We start from the raw sequence: 15,338 nt of genomic DNA, 5'->3' as shown, positions 1-15,338 counted from the left end.
CTCAGGAGTCTGTGAACGAACCCTGCAGACTTTGCAGGATCGCCTCGCGCTGGTCGAGCGCCGCACGTGCTGCGTCGGCAGCGACGACGGTGATCGTCGACGCGAGTGCATGAGCGGCAACCGATCCGAGGTTCTCGGCGAGTTCGAGCTCGACCAGGGCGCCGGACCCATCGACGACGACGGTCACCAGATCGTCCGGCGAGGTGAGTCGAATTCTGATGCGGTCCAGTCGCTCGTGCGTTTCGCGAAGTGCGTCCAGCCGGTGCTGGGCGCTGCCGACCAGAGCGTCGAGTTCGGTGGTGTGGGCGTGGGTCATACCTGCTTCAACCAACTCGTGGGTGCGGAGTCCTCTGCGAGATGCTCGTTCGCTTCGGCGGCGACTCGGGTACGGGTGGGCAGACCGAGACGATTCAGAACCTCGGTGGGAACGCCGTCCTCGGCGAGGAGGGTGCGTCGCTGAGCTCGTGCGGCCGCACTCGCCCGTACACAGTGCTCGAGAATCGTCGACGCCAAAGCGCCTCCGCCGTAGCGCAGTTCGCGTTCGTCGATCGCGATCCCGATCGGCAGTCCGTGTTCGGTGGCGCGGACCGTCACCGATCCCGATCGTGTTCCCGATACGGCGCTGACGACGGTGATGTCCGAGTCCGTCACTGGCCGGCCCTTCATTCGGTCGGACGGTAGAAGCCCTTGAAGCCCATACCGCTGTTGGTCGTTCTGATCGGCCCCACCTGCACCGGGTCGCCTGCCTCGACGAGCTGACCGTTGCCGATCACCATGGCCACGTGTCCGTCCCAGACGGCGAGGTCACCGGGCATCACCTCACCCGGTGCCACGGCGGAGCCGATGTCCTGTTCCTGTGCCAGACGCGGGATCTCGACGCCCTGCTGTGCATACGCCCACTGGGTCAATCCGCTGCAGTCGAGTCCGCTGCCCGGCGTGGTGCCGCCCCACGCGTAGGGCACGCCCTGTTGGGTCAGTGCGCTACGGACGGCACCTGCGGCTTCGGCGTTGGGTGCGGTGACGGTACTGCCGTCCGGTAGCCGGATCTCGACTCCCCGGCCGGTGCTGTCTGGGGTTCGGTAGGGATCGGTGCCCGGATTGCCCAGGTAGTTATGGGCACCGCCGCCACCGACACCGCTGCTCGGTGACTCGGCTCCGGCGGCGGGGGAGGAGACGGACTGCGCGAACGTCTTCGCCAGCTTCTCGCCTGCTTCGATCACCTGTGATGTCGCGGGCGAGGTCATGAGATTCGAGGGTGAGCCGGGGGACGATGTCGGTCCGCCGCCGACGGGGCCGGGAACTGTCGGGGGAGCGGCCAGTTCGCCGACTTTCGCGGTGTGGACGGCCAACTCGCCCCGCACGCGCGCCACGACCACGAGCGCTCGTTCGAGGTGTTCGATGGCCGCCGTGATCAGCATGGTCTGCCCCGGCGGGGTGGCGATGATCGGTCCGGCCGACAGTGCGATTCCCACGAACGAGTGCACGATCGACTGCAGTTCGAGAAAGCCTCGATTGGTGTCGCGGCAGGCCTGGTCGACCACGGCAGCGATGTCGTCGGCGTGGTCGGCGAGGGCAAGTGCGCTCGTATGAGCGTTCTCGGCGTACCGAATGGCCGCGTCGGCGGCGTCACCGTTCCAGTTCGCCGCGAGCTCGGTGATCGCGACCCTGCCGATTCCCTGGGCCGCCTCGATCGCTGCCGAGGACACGCGCAGTACGTCGGCCGGACCGCCGGTGGGGAGCGCCCCGTTGCCGAAGGCTCCGAGCAGATCGACGATGGGACGGGCCAGCAGATCGATCATCGGCGCTTACCGCTCGTCCTGTGCGATACCGGCGGCCGAGGCCGCGGTGGTATCAGCGGCCGAGGCCGCAACGGTTGCGCCGGTTCCGGCATCGGTGAGGGCGTACGACACCGCGGATGCGGTGGCCGCGGAACCGATGCTCGCCACCGTGCTCGCCAGGCGTACGACGGCGTCGGTGTGCGCCAGATGGGTGCCGGTGACCGCATCGAGAAACTCCTGTCCGATCAGACCGAAGACCGGAGCCAGCACCGCGGGGCCGCACGCGGCGGCAGCAGCACTTGCCGCGGCGATCTGCTCGGCCATGGTCGACGCCACCGCACCGTACGCGAGGACCCCCTCGGTTTCGACGACGAGCTCGGCCATCAGTGCCCCCTGAGAATGCGATCGATTCACGGTCGCCGAGTGCGACGCCCAATTGGTTCGACGCGGGTACGTGCCATTCGGTTCCCCCGAGTTGCCGTTCGCGTCCTGCCGCCCAGGTCCTATCCTTGTCGGCATGGAAACACACGTGGTCGATCACCCACTGGCCGCAGCCCTGCTCACCACGATGCGGGACGAGCGCAGCGACAATGCCACGTTCCGGTCGGCTCTGCGTCAGCTCACTCACATGCTGGTCTACGAGGCCACTCGCGACGCTGCGATCGACACCTTCGAGGTACGCACGCCCGTCGCGGTCACCGAGGGCACCAGGCTGGCGCGACCGCCGTTGCTGGTCCCGGTTCTGCGCGCAGGCCTCGGCATGGTCGAGAAGGCCAGCAGCCTCATCCCGCAGTCCCGCGTCGGTTTCGTCGGAATGGCCCGTGACGAGGAAACCCATCAGCCCGTCCCGTACATGGAATCCCTGCCGGACGACCTGTCGCAGACGCCCGTCTACGTGCTGGACCCGATGCTCGCCACCGGCGGATCCATGGTCCACACGATCGAACTGCTCGTCGGCCGCGGTGCGGCGGACGTCACCGCCATCTGCGTCGTGGCCGCTCCCGAAGGAGTTGCCGCGCTCGAAGCCTCGGGACTGCCGGTGCGACTGGTGGCAGCGAGCATCGACGACGGCCTCAACGACAACGCCTTCATCGTTCCCGGCCTCGGTGACGCGGGCGATCGTCAGTTCGGTCCGCGCTGACTCCCTCTGTCGCAGGTCGATTGGTTCTCGGCGTCTCCTGGCCATCGGAGGCGTCACCTACACCGCGACCGAGATTGCGGGTGCTCGATGTCGACACCGAGCAGATCGAGTTCCACGAACTGGTCGGCCGCAGGCTCGGTTTCCGTGCGCCGGGTGCTTCGACCGATCGGTACTGCACCGGGCGCATGGCATTTCGGGCCGACGGCCCGCCGCGCTACGTGCCGTGCCCCGGTCGGGAGCGGGCCGTCGCGTCGGGACAGTGCGCGACGTGCGCCGACAAGGACAGCTTTCGATTCGTGCACACCGTGCATCGCAGCGGATTCGTCTCACGTGATCTGGAAAAGCATGTGATGCAACCGCATTGGCTGTATCTTGCGGCGTTCGCAAACGGCACCTTCAAGATCGGGACGGCGGCGGACACGCGCAAATGGGGTCGGCTCGCCGAGCAGGGTGCCATCTGCGCGCGGTACGTCGCCCATGCCGACGACGGAAAGGCCGTCCGGGTGGCCGAGGACCTCGTGACCGAATCGATGGGGCTACGGCAGGCCGTGCGGTCCGCGGCGAAAGCCGCCTCGCTGTGTCTGCCGATCGGCGTGGACAGGCTCGAGGCCGCCGTCGCCGTCCGGGCCCAGCAGGTCCGCGAGATGCTGACCGAGGCCGGCGTCGCCGGCTGCACCCCGATCGACGAACCATGGGCACCGCCCGCAGGCCGGGAGGCGTTGAGCGAGAACGTCAGCCGCGTCGCCTACCCCGCGGATGTCGCAACCGGTTCCCACGGACTCGAGATCAGGACATGCGTCGGGCAGGCGGTGATCGCGACCGTCGACGACGAGACCTACGTCGTGGATCTTGCGCCGTTGAAGGGTCGGCGAATCGAACTCGGGGCCTTCACGTCCGATCTGCCTGCGGTGCAGTCGGCGCTGTTCTGACGTTCGGGTCGTCGACGCCTAGAGGTGCTGGGCGAAGTCGGTCAGTTCGGCCAGGATCTCGGCTGCTGCCGCCCGCGCTCTCGGTAGGTCCTCGGGGGCGTCGACGTGCTCGATCACTTCGAGGTAGGCCTTGAGCTTGGGTTCGGTGCCGGAGGGCCGCACGATCACCCGCAGCCCCGACCCGCTGATCTCGACTGCGTCGGTGCGTAATTCGTCGTCGCGCTGGGCGTAGTCCAGAACGGTGACCGTCCGGCCGGACAGTTCCGTCGGCGGTGCGCTGCGCAACCGGTGCATCATGTTCCCGATGTCGGCGAGGTCCGCGACCCGCCGCGAGACCTGCGCGCCCAGGTGAACCCCGAACTCGACGGCGAGGTCGTCGAGTACGTCGAGCAGGGTGCGACGATCCTGCTTCAGGCCGGCGGCCAGATCTGCGAGCACCACCGCGGCCGAGATACCGTCCTTGTCGCGCACCACGTTCGGATCCACACAGTGCCCGATGGCCTCCTCGTAGGCGTACACCAGGCCCTCGCCCGCGCGGACGAGCCATTTGAATCCGGTCAGGGTGCGGGCATAGCGAGCGCCGCGCGCCGGAGCGAGCGCCGAGAGCAGTTGCGACGAGACGATCGTGTTGGCCACCAGCGAGTCGGCGGGCGCATCGGCGAGGAGATGGTTCGCGAGCAGAGCCCCGGTCTCGTCGCCGGTCAGCATGCGCCACCCGCTGTCCGTCGGCACCCCGACCGCACAGCGATCGGCGTCGGGGTCGAGGGCGATCGCGATATCGGCGTCGATGTCCGCCGCCAGCGCGAGCACGGCGTCGGCCGCTCCTGGCTCCTCGGGGTTGGGAAACGTGACGGTCGGAAACGCTGGATCGGGCTCGAACTGCTCCTCGACCACCCGGATGTCGCGGAACCCCGCGCCCCGCAGTGCTGCCGTCGCAAGTTCACCGCCGACACCGTGCAGGGGAGTCAATGCGATGCGGATGTCGCGACCCCTCGAACGTGGCAGTGCGACAACGGAATCGAGATACCGAGAAGCGATGTCGGAGCCGCCGGGCTGGACTATCGCGCGCGGAATCTCGATCGCGTCGGGAGTGGCCTCGATGAGCGCTTCGATCTGGGCGTCGCTCGGCGGGATCAGTTGCGAGCCGCCGCGGAGATACACCTTGTACCCGTTGTCCGCAGCGGGATTGTGCGACGCGGTGATCTGCACGCCGAGCTCGGCATCGAGTGCCCGCACCGCGAAGGCGACGACGGGGGTCGGCAGCGGCCGAGGCAGCATCACCACCGAAAAGCCTCGAGCGGAGAAGGTTTCGGCGGCCGCGAAGGCGAACTGTTCGGAGCCGTTCCTGGCGTCGCGACCGACCACGACGGTGGACCCACCCAGACCGTTCTCGACCAACCAGGCTGCGATGCCGGCCGAGGTTTTCGTCACCACCGCCACGTTCATCCCGTTCGGTCCCGCGCGCACCGGGCCACGAAGACCTGCGGTACCGAACGTCAGCGGTCCGCTGAACCTGTCGGCGAGTTCGGCATCGGGCAGGCCGCCGAGTTCTTCGCGAGCAGCGGGGTCGGGATCGCCTGCGATCCATCGTTGTACACGCTCGGTGAGATTCTCGGTCACAGGCGGGAGACCAACTCGTGCAACAGCGATCCCATGCGGGCAGCGGACTCCTTGCCTGCGGCGAGTACTTCGGTGTGATTCAGGTGCTCACCGGTCATTCCGGCGGCGAGATTGGTCACCAGCGAGATGCCCAGGACGCGTGCGCCTTTCGCTCGCGCGGCGATCGTCTCGTGCACGGTCGACATCCCCACGAGGTCCGCACCGAGTGTGCGCAGCATTCTGATCTCGGCGGGCGTCTCGTAGTGCGGACCGGGCAGGCCGGCGTAGACGCCGTCCTCGAGCGACGGATCGATGTCGGCCGCAAGGGCCCGAAGTTCGGGGGAGTACGCGTCGACCAGATCGACGAACTCCGCCCCGACGAGGGGTGAACGAGCCGTCAGATTGAGGTGGTCCGAGATCAGCACGGGCTGTCCGACGCTCATGCCGTCCCGGATACCGCCTGCAGCGTTGGTCAGCACGACGGTCGTGGCACCTGCCGCGATCGCGGTTCGCACCGGATGCACGACGCGTCGCAGGTCGTGCCCCTCGTAGGCATGCGTGCGTCCCTGCAGCAGCAGTGTGTGGGTGCCGCCGACGTCCACCGAGGTGATGGTGCCGGAGTGGCCCGACGCCGACGGTGGCGCGAACCCGGGCAGGTCGGCCATGCGCACGGTCGCGGTGGGGGAGCCGAAGACGTCGGCTGCCGCCTGCCATCCGGAACCGAGAACGATGGCCACGGTGTGGGTGTCGACTCCGGTTGCTGCGGCGAGTGCGTCGGCGGCGGTGCGCGCGGCACCCTCGGGATCGGTCACGGGGTCGGTCGCATGTGCGTCGGTGGTTGCCACGATGAACAACAGTAGGAGATCGACGCAACGGATGTGCGACCGGCGGAAGTTACTGTTGGGTAGTATCCGCTGCATGCCTTATCTCGAACGCGACGGTGACGTCCACATCCTGTTCCTCGGTGCCCAGAACGGGGCGGACAATCCCGAGAATCGGTTCCATCCGGACTGGATCGACGCCACCCACGCGTTGCTCGACGAGGTCGAGGCCTCGACCGGTCCGGCGGCGCTGGTCACCACGTCGGCGGGCAAGTTCTACAGCAACGGCCTCGACACCGACTGGCTGTTCGCCAACCTGGACAAGATCACCTGGTATCTCGACCGCGTACACACTCTCTACACCCGGTTGCTCGCTTTTCCGATGGCCACCGTCGCTGCTGTGCAGGGCCACGCCTTCGGCGCAGGCGCGATGTTCGCCACCTCCCACGACTTCCGCATCCAACGCCTCGATCGCGGCTTCTACTGCCTGCCCGAGGTGAACCTGAACATGCCGTTCACCGTCGGAATGTCTGCTCTGATCAACTCCCGGCTGCCCAAGCAGACCGCCGTCGAGGCGATGACGACCGGTCGCCGGTACGGCGGTGCCGACGCCGTGGTTGCCGGAATCGTCGAGGCGACGGCAGCGGAGGAGTCGCTGGTGTCCGACGCGGTCGCGAAGGCCGCCGCACTGACGAGCACCCGGGGTGCCAACCTGGCCGGCATCAAGGCTCGCATGCACGTGGATCTGCTCGCCGCGCTGAACACCGCGACCGACGACAGCAACTTCAGCTTCGGGAAGTAGTCACTCGGCACAGCTGTTCCGACAGTCGGTCGCGCTAGTGACACACTGTCTCTCGTGATCGACGAATCGAACAGTGCCGACGTGGGTGAGGCGATGGACCGCGCCCTGGCCGACGCCACCGACGAAGTGGTTGCGCTCTCGCACTCGATCCACGCGGAGCCGGAGCTGGCGTTCGCCGAGCATCGCAGCGTCGCCAAGATCCTCGACACGCTCCGGGCCCACGATTTCGAGATCGAGACGGCCGTCGCAGGTATCGACACCGCGTTCACCGCGTCGTTCGGCAGCGGCGATCTGGTGATCGGGATCTGTGCGGAGTACGACGCTCTGCCCGAGATCGGTCATGCGTGCGGGCACAACATCATCGCGGCCTCGGCTGTGGGTGCTGCGCTTGCGCTCGCTCCGGTCGCCGACGCGCTCGGGATCACCGTGCGAGTGCTCGGTACCCCGGCCGAGGAGACCGGCGGCGGTAAGGTCTTGATGCTCGAGCGAGGAGTGTTCGACGGCGTCGGCGCGGCGTTGATGGTCCATCCCGGTCCCTTCGACATCGTGGGTGCGACCTCGCTGGCGCTGGCGGACATCGCGGTCAAGTTCACCGGCCGTGCCGCGCACGCGTCGGCTGCTCCCGAGTGGGGAATCAACGCAGGCGACGCGGTGACCATCAGTCAGGTGGCACTCGGGCTCCTGCGCCAGCATCTGTCGCCGGGTCAGCAGCTCCACGGCATCGTCAGCGACGGGGGTGTGGCACCGAACATCGTGCCCGGCCATGCCGAGCTGCTCTACTACCTGCGCGCGAACACCACCGAATCGCTGCACGCTCTGACGGCGAAGACGTACGCGTGTTTCGAGGCGGGAGCAATCGCCACCGGGTGCACTCACGAGATCCGCACGGTGTCGCCGACCTATGCGGCGTTGACGCCGGATTCGTGGCTGGCTGCGGCTTTTCGGCAGGAGATCGAAGCATTGGGCCGGTCGCCCTTGGCTCCGGATTTGGAAGGATTTCGCCCGTTGGGCAGCACAGACATGGGAAACGTGACGAATGTTCTACCCGGTATTCATCCCGTCGTCGGCCTCGATGCGGGAGGAGCGGTGACCCATCAGCCGGAGTTCGCCGCCGCGTGTGTCACCGAGTCGGCCGATCGAGCGTTGCTCGACGGAGCTCTCGGTCTCGCCAGAACTGCTGCGCGCGCCGCAGCCGATCCCGGTACTCGCGCCCGTCTGCTCGACGGCGTGACCGCTCGCTCGGCGGCGCAGTCGTGAGTACCCGCGAGGACGCGATCGATCGGTGGATTCACGCGCACACGGCAGATCTCTCGCTGTGGCGGCGGCACATTCACGCGAATCCGGAACTTGCTCGACGCGAATTCGGCACCACCGCGTTCGTGATGGAGCATCTCGAAGCGGCGGGTCTGTCGCCCAAGCCGCTCCCCGGTGGAACGGGGTTGATCTGCGACATCGGGCCCGACGGTCCGCGGGTGGCGTTGCGGGCGGACATGGACGCCCTGCCGCTGCAGGAGAACACCGGCGCGGTGTACTCGTCGACCGTGCCGGGGGTGTCGCACGCCTGCGGGCACGACGCACACACCACGGTGCTGCTCGCGACCGGATTGGCGCTGGCGTCACTGCCGGACCTGCAGTACGGGGTGCGCCTGATCTTTCAGCCCGCCGAGGAGGTCATGCCGGGCGGTGCGCTCGACGCGGTGGCCGCGGGAGCGCTCGACGGTGTCACCAAGATCTTTGCGCTGCACTGTGATCCGCGGCTCGAGGTGGGGCAGGTCGGCGTGCGCCTCGGTGCGATAACCTCTGCGGCCGACACCGTCGAGCTGCGGCTGGATTCGCCCGGCGGACACACCTCTCGGCCGCACCTGACCACCGATCTGATCTACGCACTGGGCACCGTCATCACCGGCCTGCCCGGAATGCTGAGTAGGCGCGTCGACCCGCGGACCAGCACGGTCATGGTGTGGGGAGCGGTGGTCGCGGGCCAGGCCCCCAACGCCATACCGCAGACCGGCATGCTGACCGGCACCGTCCGCACCGGCGACCACGAGACCTGGGCGTTGCTCGAACCGCTGGTCCGCGAGATCGTCACCGGATTGCTCGCACCGACCGGTGTCCGCTTCGAGCTGCACTACCGTCGCGGCGTGCCTCCCGTGGTCAACGATCCGGCGTCCACGCACACGTTCGAGAAGGCGATCGAGAGGGTCGGACCCGACGCGTTGGCCGATACCGCGCAGTCCGGCGGCGGCGAGGATTTCTCGTGGTACCTCGAACGAGTGCCGGGCGCGATGGCTCGACTCGGCGTATGGCCGGGTACCGGGCCACAACTCGACATCCACCAGCCCACCTTCGATCTCGACGAACGAGCACTCGCCGTGGGCGTGAAGGTGATGACCGGAATCGCGCTGGATCCGAACTAGAGACAGGAGACGAGATGGCGTTCGAGGTGTCGCCGATCGGGATCGTCAGATCCGAACGCGCCGAGGTGGTGGACGACAATTGGGGATCCGTCGAATCCGTCATCGACCTCCACGACAGTGTGCTCGACGCCGACTCGACCCTCGGTCTCGCGGAATTCTCCCACCTCGAAGTGGTCTACGGCTTCCACCTGTGCGATCCGGCCGCGACGACCACCGGCTCGCGGCACCCCCGCGGTGACACGACGCTTCCTCGGGTGGGTGTCCTCGCTCAACGGGTCAAGGACCGGCCCAATCATCTCGGAGTGTCGCGTTGCGAGATCGTCGACGTGGACGGACTGCGCATCCGAGTCCGAGGTCTCGACGCGATCGACGGCTCACCGGTCCTCGACGTGAAACCGTTCCTGCAGTCCATGGTTCCGGAACGTGCGGACGTGACCGAGCCGGCCTGGGTGGCGTCGGTGATGAAGAACTACTTCTGATCCGTCCCTCGAACTACGAGGCGGTACCGGGACCGACGTTGCGGCTGTTGCGGGTACGTAGGTCTCGCACGTATTCGGCTGGGGCACCGGCGATTTCGGCTGCCTCGGCCATGACTCCGAGGTAGCGTGCCGACGGTAGGCCGCCCTCGTAGGCGTCGAGCACGTACATCCAGGCGAGCACCGGCTCCCGGCCGGTCTCGATGCGCAACCGGATCTTCCGGTGAATACCGAGTTCCGAGCCCTCCCAGCGATCCAGGCTCTCCTCGTCCTCCTCGGACACGTCGTAGAGCACGACGAAGACCTGGGAGTCGGGATCCTCCACGACCGTGGCCAGCGCGCCTTCCCAACCGATGTCGCCACCGCCGAAGGTCAACCGCCATCCGTGCAGCCACCCGGTTCCCGACAGGGGCGAGTGAGGGCATCGCTGCAACATCTGCTCCGGATGCATGTTGGATCCGTAGGCGGCATAAATTGGCACGTCGGCCAGCCTAAACCGTATCGGTGCACACTGACGCCTCGTGGTCGTGTTTCGGTGCGTCGCCGCAGGTCCGCCCTCCTACGGGGCAAGGCAAGCCAGCCCTACCGACGCGCGAGGGCGCCCTCTGGAATACCGTTGACGCGACACAGCGAGAGATTTCGAGCATGCGAGAAGAGGATCAATGACCCGGATTGTGATCATCGGTGGTGGTCCGGCAGGGTACGAAGCAGCGTTGGTTGCCGCACAGTACGGCGGAGAGGTGACGCTCGTCGATTCCGACGGTATCGGCGGTGCCTGCGTTCTCTGGGACTGCGTGCCGTCGAAGACGTTCATCGCCTCGACCGGCATTCGCACCGAGATGCGTCGAGCCAGCGACCTCGGTATCTCCCTCGATCCGTCGCAGGCGGCCGTCGCGCTGCCGAAGATTCACGACCGTGTGAAGAGCCTCGCGCAGGCGCAGTCCTCCGACATCGCCCACCGCGTCACCTCCGTCGGCGTGGAGCTGCTGGCCGGACGCGCCGAGATGATCGACTCCCACGTCGGGATGGCCTCGCACCAGATCAAGGCGGTGCTCGCCGACGGCGAGGAGCGCATCCTCGACGCCGATGTCGTGCTCATCGCGACCGGTGCCCGTCCCCGCGTGGTCAAGGGAGCCGAGCCCGACGGCGAACGCATCCTCAACTGGCGTCAGCTCTACGATCTCGAGTCCCTCCCCGAGCACCTGGTGGTTGTCGGATCCGGTGTGACCGGTGCCGAGTTCGTCTCGGCCTACACCGAGATGGGCGTCAAGGTCACCGCGGTCTCGAGCCGCGACCGCGTCCTTCCGCACGAGGACGAGGACGCCGCGTTGGTGCTCGAGGACGCGTTCAACGAGCGCGGCGTCACCCTCGTCAAGCACGCCCGCGCCGATTCGGTCGTTCGCACCGACGACGGCGTTCTGGTCACGCTGTCGGACGGCCGCACCGTCGAGGGCAGCCACGCGCTGATGACCGTCGGATCGGTACCCAACACGTCCGGTCTCGGACTCGAGAAGGTGGGCATCGAACTCGACAAGGGCGGATACCTGCGGGTGGATCGCGTCTCGCGGACCGCCGTCGCGGGCATCTATGCAGCCGGTGACTGCACCGGTCTGCTGCCGCTGGCCTCGGTTGCGGCGATGCAGGGACGCATTGCGATGTATCACGCACTGGGACAGGCCGTCAGCCCGATCAAGCTCAAGACCGTCGCCTCGGCGGTGTTCACGCGGCCGGAGATCGCGTCGGTCGGCGTCGCGCAGTCCAAGATCGACGCCGGCGACGTACCGGCGCGCGTCGTGATGCTGCCGTTGACAACGAATCCCCGAGCGAAGATGAGTGGGCTCAAGCGTGGTTTCGTGAAGATCTTCTGCCGCCCGGCGACCGGCGTCGTCATCGGTGGTGTCGTGGTCGCCCCGAGTGCGTCGGAGCTGATTCTGCCCATCGCGATGGCGGTACAGAACAACCTCTCGGTCAACGACCTGGCGAACACGTTCTCGGTGTACCCGTCGCTGTCCGGTTCGGTCATCGAGGCCGCGCGTCAGCTGATGGCGCACGACGATCTGGACTGATCTCATCATGTGAGAATTGCGTTTCATATTTCGGTAGCACGTGAGACAGTCGAAGGAGTGGACACACCCGTCCGCTCCTTCTTCGACTCAGCGGATCCGCGGGCCGTCTCCCCATTCCTGCTGCCCCGGAGCCTCTCTCATGTCCACCACGTACCGTCCCGCCGGCCTGGCCGCCCGCACCGGCTCGCTCACCAGCTCGGCCATCCGTGACCTCCTCGCTCTGACTGCACGCGACGATGTGATCAGCCTCGCCGGAGGTCTACCGGCCACCGATCTGATACCGATCGACCGCATCGCCGCAGCAGCCGAGGCTGCGCTTCGTCGCCCCGACGCGGTGCAGTACTGCGAGACATCCGGCCACCGCACTCTGCGTAGCGTCGTTGCAGCCAGGGAATCGCTCACGCGCGGGGGAATGCCCGTTCCGGTCGAGTCCGTCATCGTGACGCACGGTTCGCAACAGGCCCTGACGTTGCTCGCGCAGGCTCTGATCGACCCCGGTGCTGTCGTCGTGGTCGACGAGCCCGCGTACACCGGTGCGCTGCAGGTGTTCTCGATCGCCGAAGCGCGCATCGAGTCCATTCCCATCACCGAGACCGGAATGGACACCGACGAACTCGAACGCAGACTGGCGGCGGGGCTGCGTCCCGCGGTGGTCCACACCGTCGCGAACTTCCACAATCCGCGGGGAGTCACGATGAGCGAGCAGCGTCGACGCCACCTCGCGGCGCTCGCGGATCGTTACGGGTTCTGGGTCATCGAGGACGACCCGTACGGTGAGATATGTTTCGACACAACGGAATCCGATATCTGCGCTCCGCCGCTGCCGATCGCGTGTCACAGCGATCGCGTCATTCGACTCTCCAGTGCGTCGAAGATCCTCGCTCCGACGCTCCGTGTCGGCTGGTTCGTCGCCCCGCCCAGCATCTGTGCGGCGGTGGAACTGCTCAAGCAGGGCGCGGATCTGTGTGGATCCTCGTTGACGCAGCTGATGGCAGCGGAGATGCTCGCCGACACCGCGTGGCTCGATGCGCATTTGGTCGTTCTGCGGCGCGAGTACGGCTCTCGCGCAACGGCATCGACGAATGCTCTCGTCGCCGAGTTCGGTGATCGGCTCACCGTCTCGCGCCCCGAGGGTGGCATGTTCGCCTGGGCCACCTTCCGGGACGGAACCGACACCGGTGAGTTGCTCGACGCGGCGCTCGATCACGGAGTTGCCTTCGTGCCGGGCACGGCGTTTGCTTCGGATGCGCAGTACCGTCACTCGCTGCGGTTGAGCTTCGCCGGATCGACCCCGGCCGTGCTGGCAGAGGCAGTGCGACGATTGGGTGCCGCGCACTCGGCGTCGATGCGAGTGCGCTGACCCGATTGCCCCGACCCGACTGCTTCGACCGGACTGTTTCGACCACGGCAGGTTCTGCGCCTCGAGGACCTGGGGCGGTAGCCTGACGTGCAAGCAATGCGGGGATTTTCGATGGAGAGGGAGCGTTCGAGATGAGCAACCGATCGAATACGAAGTTCCTCGGACCCGACCAGCGGGTGGAGGCGTGGGACCAGCTCGGAACCGAGCAGTTCGACGTGGTGGTGATCGGCGGTGGCGTCGTCGGCTCCGGTGCAGCCCTCGACGCGGCGACGCGCGGACTGAAGGTGGCGCTGGTCGAGGCGCGGGATTACGCGTCGGGAACGTCGTCTCGCTCGTCCAAGATGTTCCACGGCGGGCTTCGATACCTCGAGCAGCTCGAGTTCGGACTGGTGCGTGAGGCCCTGCACGAACGCGAACTTTCCCTGTCCACGCTCGCACCGCACTTGGTCAAGCCGCTGAAGTTCCTCTTCCCGCTCACTCACCGGTTGTGGGAGCGTCCGTACATCGCCGCGGGTATTTTTCTGTACGACCGGATGGGTGGGGCCAAATCGGTGCCGCAGCAGAAGCACCTGACTCGATCCGGTGCGCTGCGGATGTCGCCCGGGATCAAACGCAAGTCGTTGATCGGCGGGATCAGGTACTACGACACCGTCGTCGACGACGCCCGGCACACCATGACCGTCGCCAGGACGGCCGCTCATTACGGCGCAGTGGTGCGGACCTCCACCCAGGTCGTCGGCTTCCTGCGTGAGGCCGACCGGGTTTCCGGTGTGCGCGTGCGTGATTCGGAGACCGGTGCCACCACCGAGGTGCGGGCACACGTGGTGATCAACGCCACCGGCGTGTGGACCGACGAGATTCAGTCGCTGTCCAACATGCGCGGACGCTTCCGCGTACGCGCCTCGAAGGGCGTGCACATCGTGGTGCCGCGGGATCGAATCGTCAGCGAGGCCGCGATCATTCTGCGCACCGAGAAGTCGGTGCTGTTCATCATTCCGTGGGGTGCGCACTGGATCATCGGTACCACCGACACCGACTGGAATCTCGATCTGGCACACCCGGCCGCCACCAAAGCCGACATCGACTACATCCTGGGCGAGGTCAACGGCGTGCTCGTCACGCCGCTCACCCACGCGGACATCGACGGTGTGTACGCGGGCCTGCGGCCACTGCTGGCAGGCGAGAGCGACGAGACCTCCAAGCTCTCTCGCGAGCACGCGGTCGCTCGGGTGGCCCCGGGACTCATCGCCATCGCCGGCGGCAAGTACACGACCTACCGAGTGATGGCCGAGGACGCCGTCGATCTGGCGGCCGAGGACATCCCGGTGCGGGTGGCGTCCTCGATCACCGAGAAGGTGCCCCTCGTCGGTGCCGACGGGTACTTCGCCCTGGTCAATCAGGCACCGCATCTGGGTGAGATGTACAAGCTGCATCCACATCGGGTGACGCATCTGCTCGATCGGTACGGTTCGTTGATCGACGAGGTGCTGGCGATGGCCGACGGCAAACCCGAACTGCTGCAACCACTCACCGATGCGCCGGCCTACCTTCAGGTGGAGGTGGTGTACGCCGCAGCAGCCGAGGGCGCACTGCATCTCGAGGACGTGCTGTCGCGTCGTACCAGGATTTCCATCGAGTACTCCCATCGCGGGATGAACTGTGCGGGTCAGGTTGCGGCGTTGATCGCACCTGTCCTGGGTTGGGACGAGGCCACGGTGGACCGTGAGGTCGAGACCTACCGCGCCCGGGTGGAAGCCGAGATCGAGTCACAGCGCCAGCCCGACGACGCCTCGGCGGACGCTCTGCGAGTCGTCGCTCCCGAGGCCCGCCAGGAAATCCTCGAACCCGTTCGCACGATCTAGCGCAGTCGAACCAGCGTCCGGGGTGCGCGAGCAGCTGTCGCGCCGGACACGGCCATGATCAGCAGGGTGAGTATCGCAAGTGTCAAC

Annotated in this window: 16 protein-coding genes; 9 read left to right on the top strand and 7 right to left on the bottom strand. The window is 67.0% G+C overall.

Annotated features, from left to right (window positions below):
• Position 1: 1 nt before the first annotated feature.
• The 4 genes from CH291_RS00300 to CH291_RS00285 are packed head-to-tail and all read right to left on the bottom strand — an operon-like array spanning position 2 to position 2,162.
• On the bottom strand, positions 2-316 hold the full coding sequence (locus tag CH291_RS00300) for a YbaB/EbfC family nucleoid-associated protein (RefSeq protein WP_094639011.1): 315 nt from the start codon (positions 314-316) through the stop codon (positions 2-4).
• Entirely contained in the window at positions 313-666 is a 354-nt protein-coding gene (locus tag CH291_RS00295; protein ID WP_094686431.1) for a hypothetical protein, read from the bottom strand. Before CH291_RS00295 ends, CH291_RS00300 begins: the two co-directional genes overlap by 4 nt.
• Positions 663-1,799: a C40 family peptidase gene (locus tag CH291_RS00290; RefSeq protein WP_094639009.1), complete on the bottom strand. Its 1,137-nt coding sequence runs from the start codon at positions 1,797-1,799 to the stop codon at positions 663-665. The genes CH291_RS00295 and CH291_RS00290 overlap by 4 nt, the downstream gene beginning before the upstream one ends.
• 6 nt (positions 1,800-1,805) lie before the next feature.
• A complete protein-coding gene (locus CH291_RS00285) occupies positions 1,806-2,162 on the bottom strand; it encodes a type VII secretion target (protein WP_143545859.1) in 357 nt (118 codons plus the stop codon).
• A gap of 133 nt (positions 2,163-2,295) precedes the next feature.
• On the opposite strand from CH291_RS00285, the gene upp reads away from it, so the two are divergent.
• Both upp and CH291_RS00275 read left to right on the top strand, forming a co-directional pair.
• Entirely contained in the window at positions 2,296-2,919 is a 624-nt protein-coding gene (gene upp, locus CH291_RS00280) for a uracil phosphoribosyltransferase (RefSeq protein ID WP_037188128.1), read from the top strand.
• A gap of 80 nt (positions 2,920-2,999) precedes the next feature.
• Positions 3,000-3,848 (top strand): DUF2797 domain-containing protein, encoded by an 849-nt coding sequence (locus CH291_RS00275; RefSeq protein WP_255183256.1) that lies wholly within the window; start codon positions 3,000-3,002, stop codon positions 3,846-3,848.
• Between the two features lie 18 nt (positions 3,849-3,866).
• Here the strand turns inward: CH291_RS00275 and CH291_RS00270 are convergent, their stop codons facing one another.
• Positions 3,867-5,468, bottom strand: a complete 1,602-nt coding sequence (locus tag CH291_RS00270) for a phospho-sugar mutase (RefSeq protein ID WP_094639008.1) — start codon at positions 5,466-5,468, stop codon at positions 3,867-3,869.
• Positions 5,465-6,367: a purine-nucleoside phosphorylase gene (locus CH291_RS00265; RefSeq protein WP_373454880.1), complete on the bottom strand. Its 903-nt coding sequence runs from the start codon at positions 6,365-6,367 to the stop codon at positions 5,465-5,467. Before CH291_RS00265 ends, CH291_RS00270 begins: the two co-directional genes overlap by 4 nt.
• On the opposite strand from CH291_RS00265, the gene CH291_RS00260 reads away from it, so the two are divergent.
• The 4 genes from CH291_RS00260 to CH291_RS00245 all read left to right on the top strand — a co-directional run bounded on the left by CH291_RS00260 (position 6,366) and on the right by CH291_RS00245 (position 9,966).
• Positions 6,366-7,070, top strand: a complete 705-nt coding sequence (locus CH291_RS00260; RefSeq protein WP_094639007.1) for an enoyl-CoA hydratase-related protein — start codon at positions 6,366-6,368, stop codon at positions 7,068-7,070. The genes CH291_RS00265 and CH291_RS00260 overlap by 2 nt on opposite strands.
• Before the next feature lie 93 nt (positions 7,071-7,163).
• On the top strand, positions 7,164-8,327 hold the full coding sequence (locus CH291_RS00255; protein WP_094686492.1) for a M20 family metallopeptidase: 1,164 nt from the start codon (positions 7,164-7,166) through the stop codon (positions 8,325-8,327).
• Positions 8,324-9,487 (top strand): M20 family metallopeptidase, encoded by a 1,164-nt coding sequence (locus tag CH291_RS00250; protein WP_094639006.1) that lies wholly within the window; start codon positions 8,324-8,326, stop codon positions 9,485-9,487. Before CH291_RS00255 ends, CH291_RS00250 begins: the two co-directional genes overlap by 4 nt.
• A 14-nt stretch (positions 9,488-9,501) precedes the next feature.
• Positions 9,502-9,966: a TrmO family methyltransferase domain-containing protein gene (locus CH291_RS00245; RefSeq protein ID WP_094639005.1), complete on the top strand. Its 465-nt coding sequence runs from the start codon at positions 9,502-9,504 to the stop codon at positions 9,964-9,966.
• 13 nt (positions 9,967-9,979) lie between these two features.
• On the opposite strand, the gene CH291_RS00240 is transcribed toward CH291_RS00245, so the two are convergent.
• Positions 9,980-10,444 carry a gamma-glutamylcyclotransferase gene (locus CH291_RS00240; protein WP_037188123.1) on the bottom strand — a complete coding sequence of 155 codons (465 nt, stop codon included), beginning with the start codon at positions 10,442-10,444 and terminating at the stop codon, positions 9,980-9,982.
• 181 nt (positions 10,445-10,625) lie between these two features.
• Between CH291_RS00240 and CH291_RS00235 the strand changes: the two genes are divergently transcribed.
• From CH291_RS00235 to glpD, 3 genes are all read left to right on the top strand, one after another.
• Positions 10,626-12,029, top strand: coding sequence for an NAD(P)H-quinone dehydrogenase (locus tag CH291_RS00235; protein WP_068051456.1), 1,404 nt, complete (start codon positions 10,626-10,628; stop codon positions 12,027-12,029).
• 139 nt (positions 12,030-12,168) lie between these two features.
• Positions 12,169-13,389 (top strand): aminotransferase-like domain-containing protein, encoded by a 1,221-nt coding sequence (locus tag CH291_RS00230; protein ID WP_094686430.1) that lies wholly within the window; start codon positions 12,169-12,171, stop codon positions 13,387-13,389.
• A 131-nt stretch (positions 13,390-13,520) separates the two neighbouring features.
• On the top strand, positions 13,521-15,251 hold the full coding sequence (gene glpD, locus CH291_RS00225; protein ID WP_094639003.1) for a glycerol-3-phosphate dehydrogenase: 1,731 nt from the start codon (positions 13,521-13,523) through the stop codon (positions 15,249-15,251).
• The last annotated feature ends 87 nt before the right edge of the window (positions 15,252-15,338 follow it).

This window comes from Rhodococcus sp. 14-1411-2a, from assembly GCF_002259485.1.
In the GTDB taxonomy this organism is placed as follows: domain Bacteria; phylum Actinomycetota; class Actinomycetes; order Mycobacteriales; family Mycobacteriaceae; genus Rhodococcoides.
Note: the sequence above shows the minus strand (reverse complement) of the source record. Positions and strands in the feature narration are given on the sequence as shown.

Bases quoted from the DNA above. Each gene is read 5' to 3' on its own strand.
- CH291_RS00230 (WP_094686430.1), top strand. From the start codon at position 12,169: ATGTCCACCACGTACCGTCCCGCCGGCCTGGCCGCCCGCACCGGCTCG.
- upp (WP_037188128.1), top strand. From the start codon at position 2,296: ATGGAAACACACGTGGTCGATCACCCACTGGCCGCAGCCCTGCTCACC.
- CH291_RS00255 (WP_094686492.1), top strand. From the start codon at position 7,164: ATGGACCGCGCCCTGGCCGACGCCACCGACGAAGTGGTTGCGCTCTCG.
- CH291_RS00245 (WP_094639005.1), top strand. From the start codon at position 9,502: ATGGCGTTCGAGGTGTCGCCGATCGGGATCGTCAGATCCGAACGCGCC.
- CH291_RS00295 (WP_094686431.1), bottom strand. From the start codon at position 666: ATGAAGGGCCGGCCAGTGACGGACTCGGACATCACCGTCGTCAGCGCC.
- CH291_RS00235 (WP_068051456.1), top strand. From the start codon at position 10,626: ATGACCCGGATTGTGATCATCGGTGGTGGTCCGGCAGGGTACGAAGCA.
- CH291_RS00300 (WP_094639011.1), bottom strand. From the start codon at position 316: ATGACCCACGCCCACACCACCGAACTCGACGCTCTGGTCGGCAGCGCC.
- CH291_RS00265 (WP_373454880.1), bottom strand. From the start codon at position 6,367: ATGCAGCGGATACTACCCAACAGTAACTTCCGCCGGTCGCACATCCGT.
- CH291_RS00285 (WP_143545859.1), bottom strand. From the start codon at position 2,162: ATGGCCGAGCTCGTCGTCGAAACCGAGGGGGTCCTCGCGTACGGTGCG.
- CH291_RS00260 (WP_094639007.1), top strand. From the start codon at position 6,366: ATGCCTTATCTCGAACGCGACGGTGACGTCCACATCCTGTTCCTCGGT.
- glpD (WP_094639003.1), top strand. From the start codon at position 13,521: ATGAGCAACCGATCGAATACGAAGTTCCTCGGACCCGACCAGCGGGTG.
- CH291_RS00290 (WP_094639009.1), bottom strand. From the start codon at position 1,799: ATGATCGATCTGCTGGCCCGTCCCATCGTCGATCTGCTCGGAGCCTTC.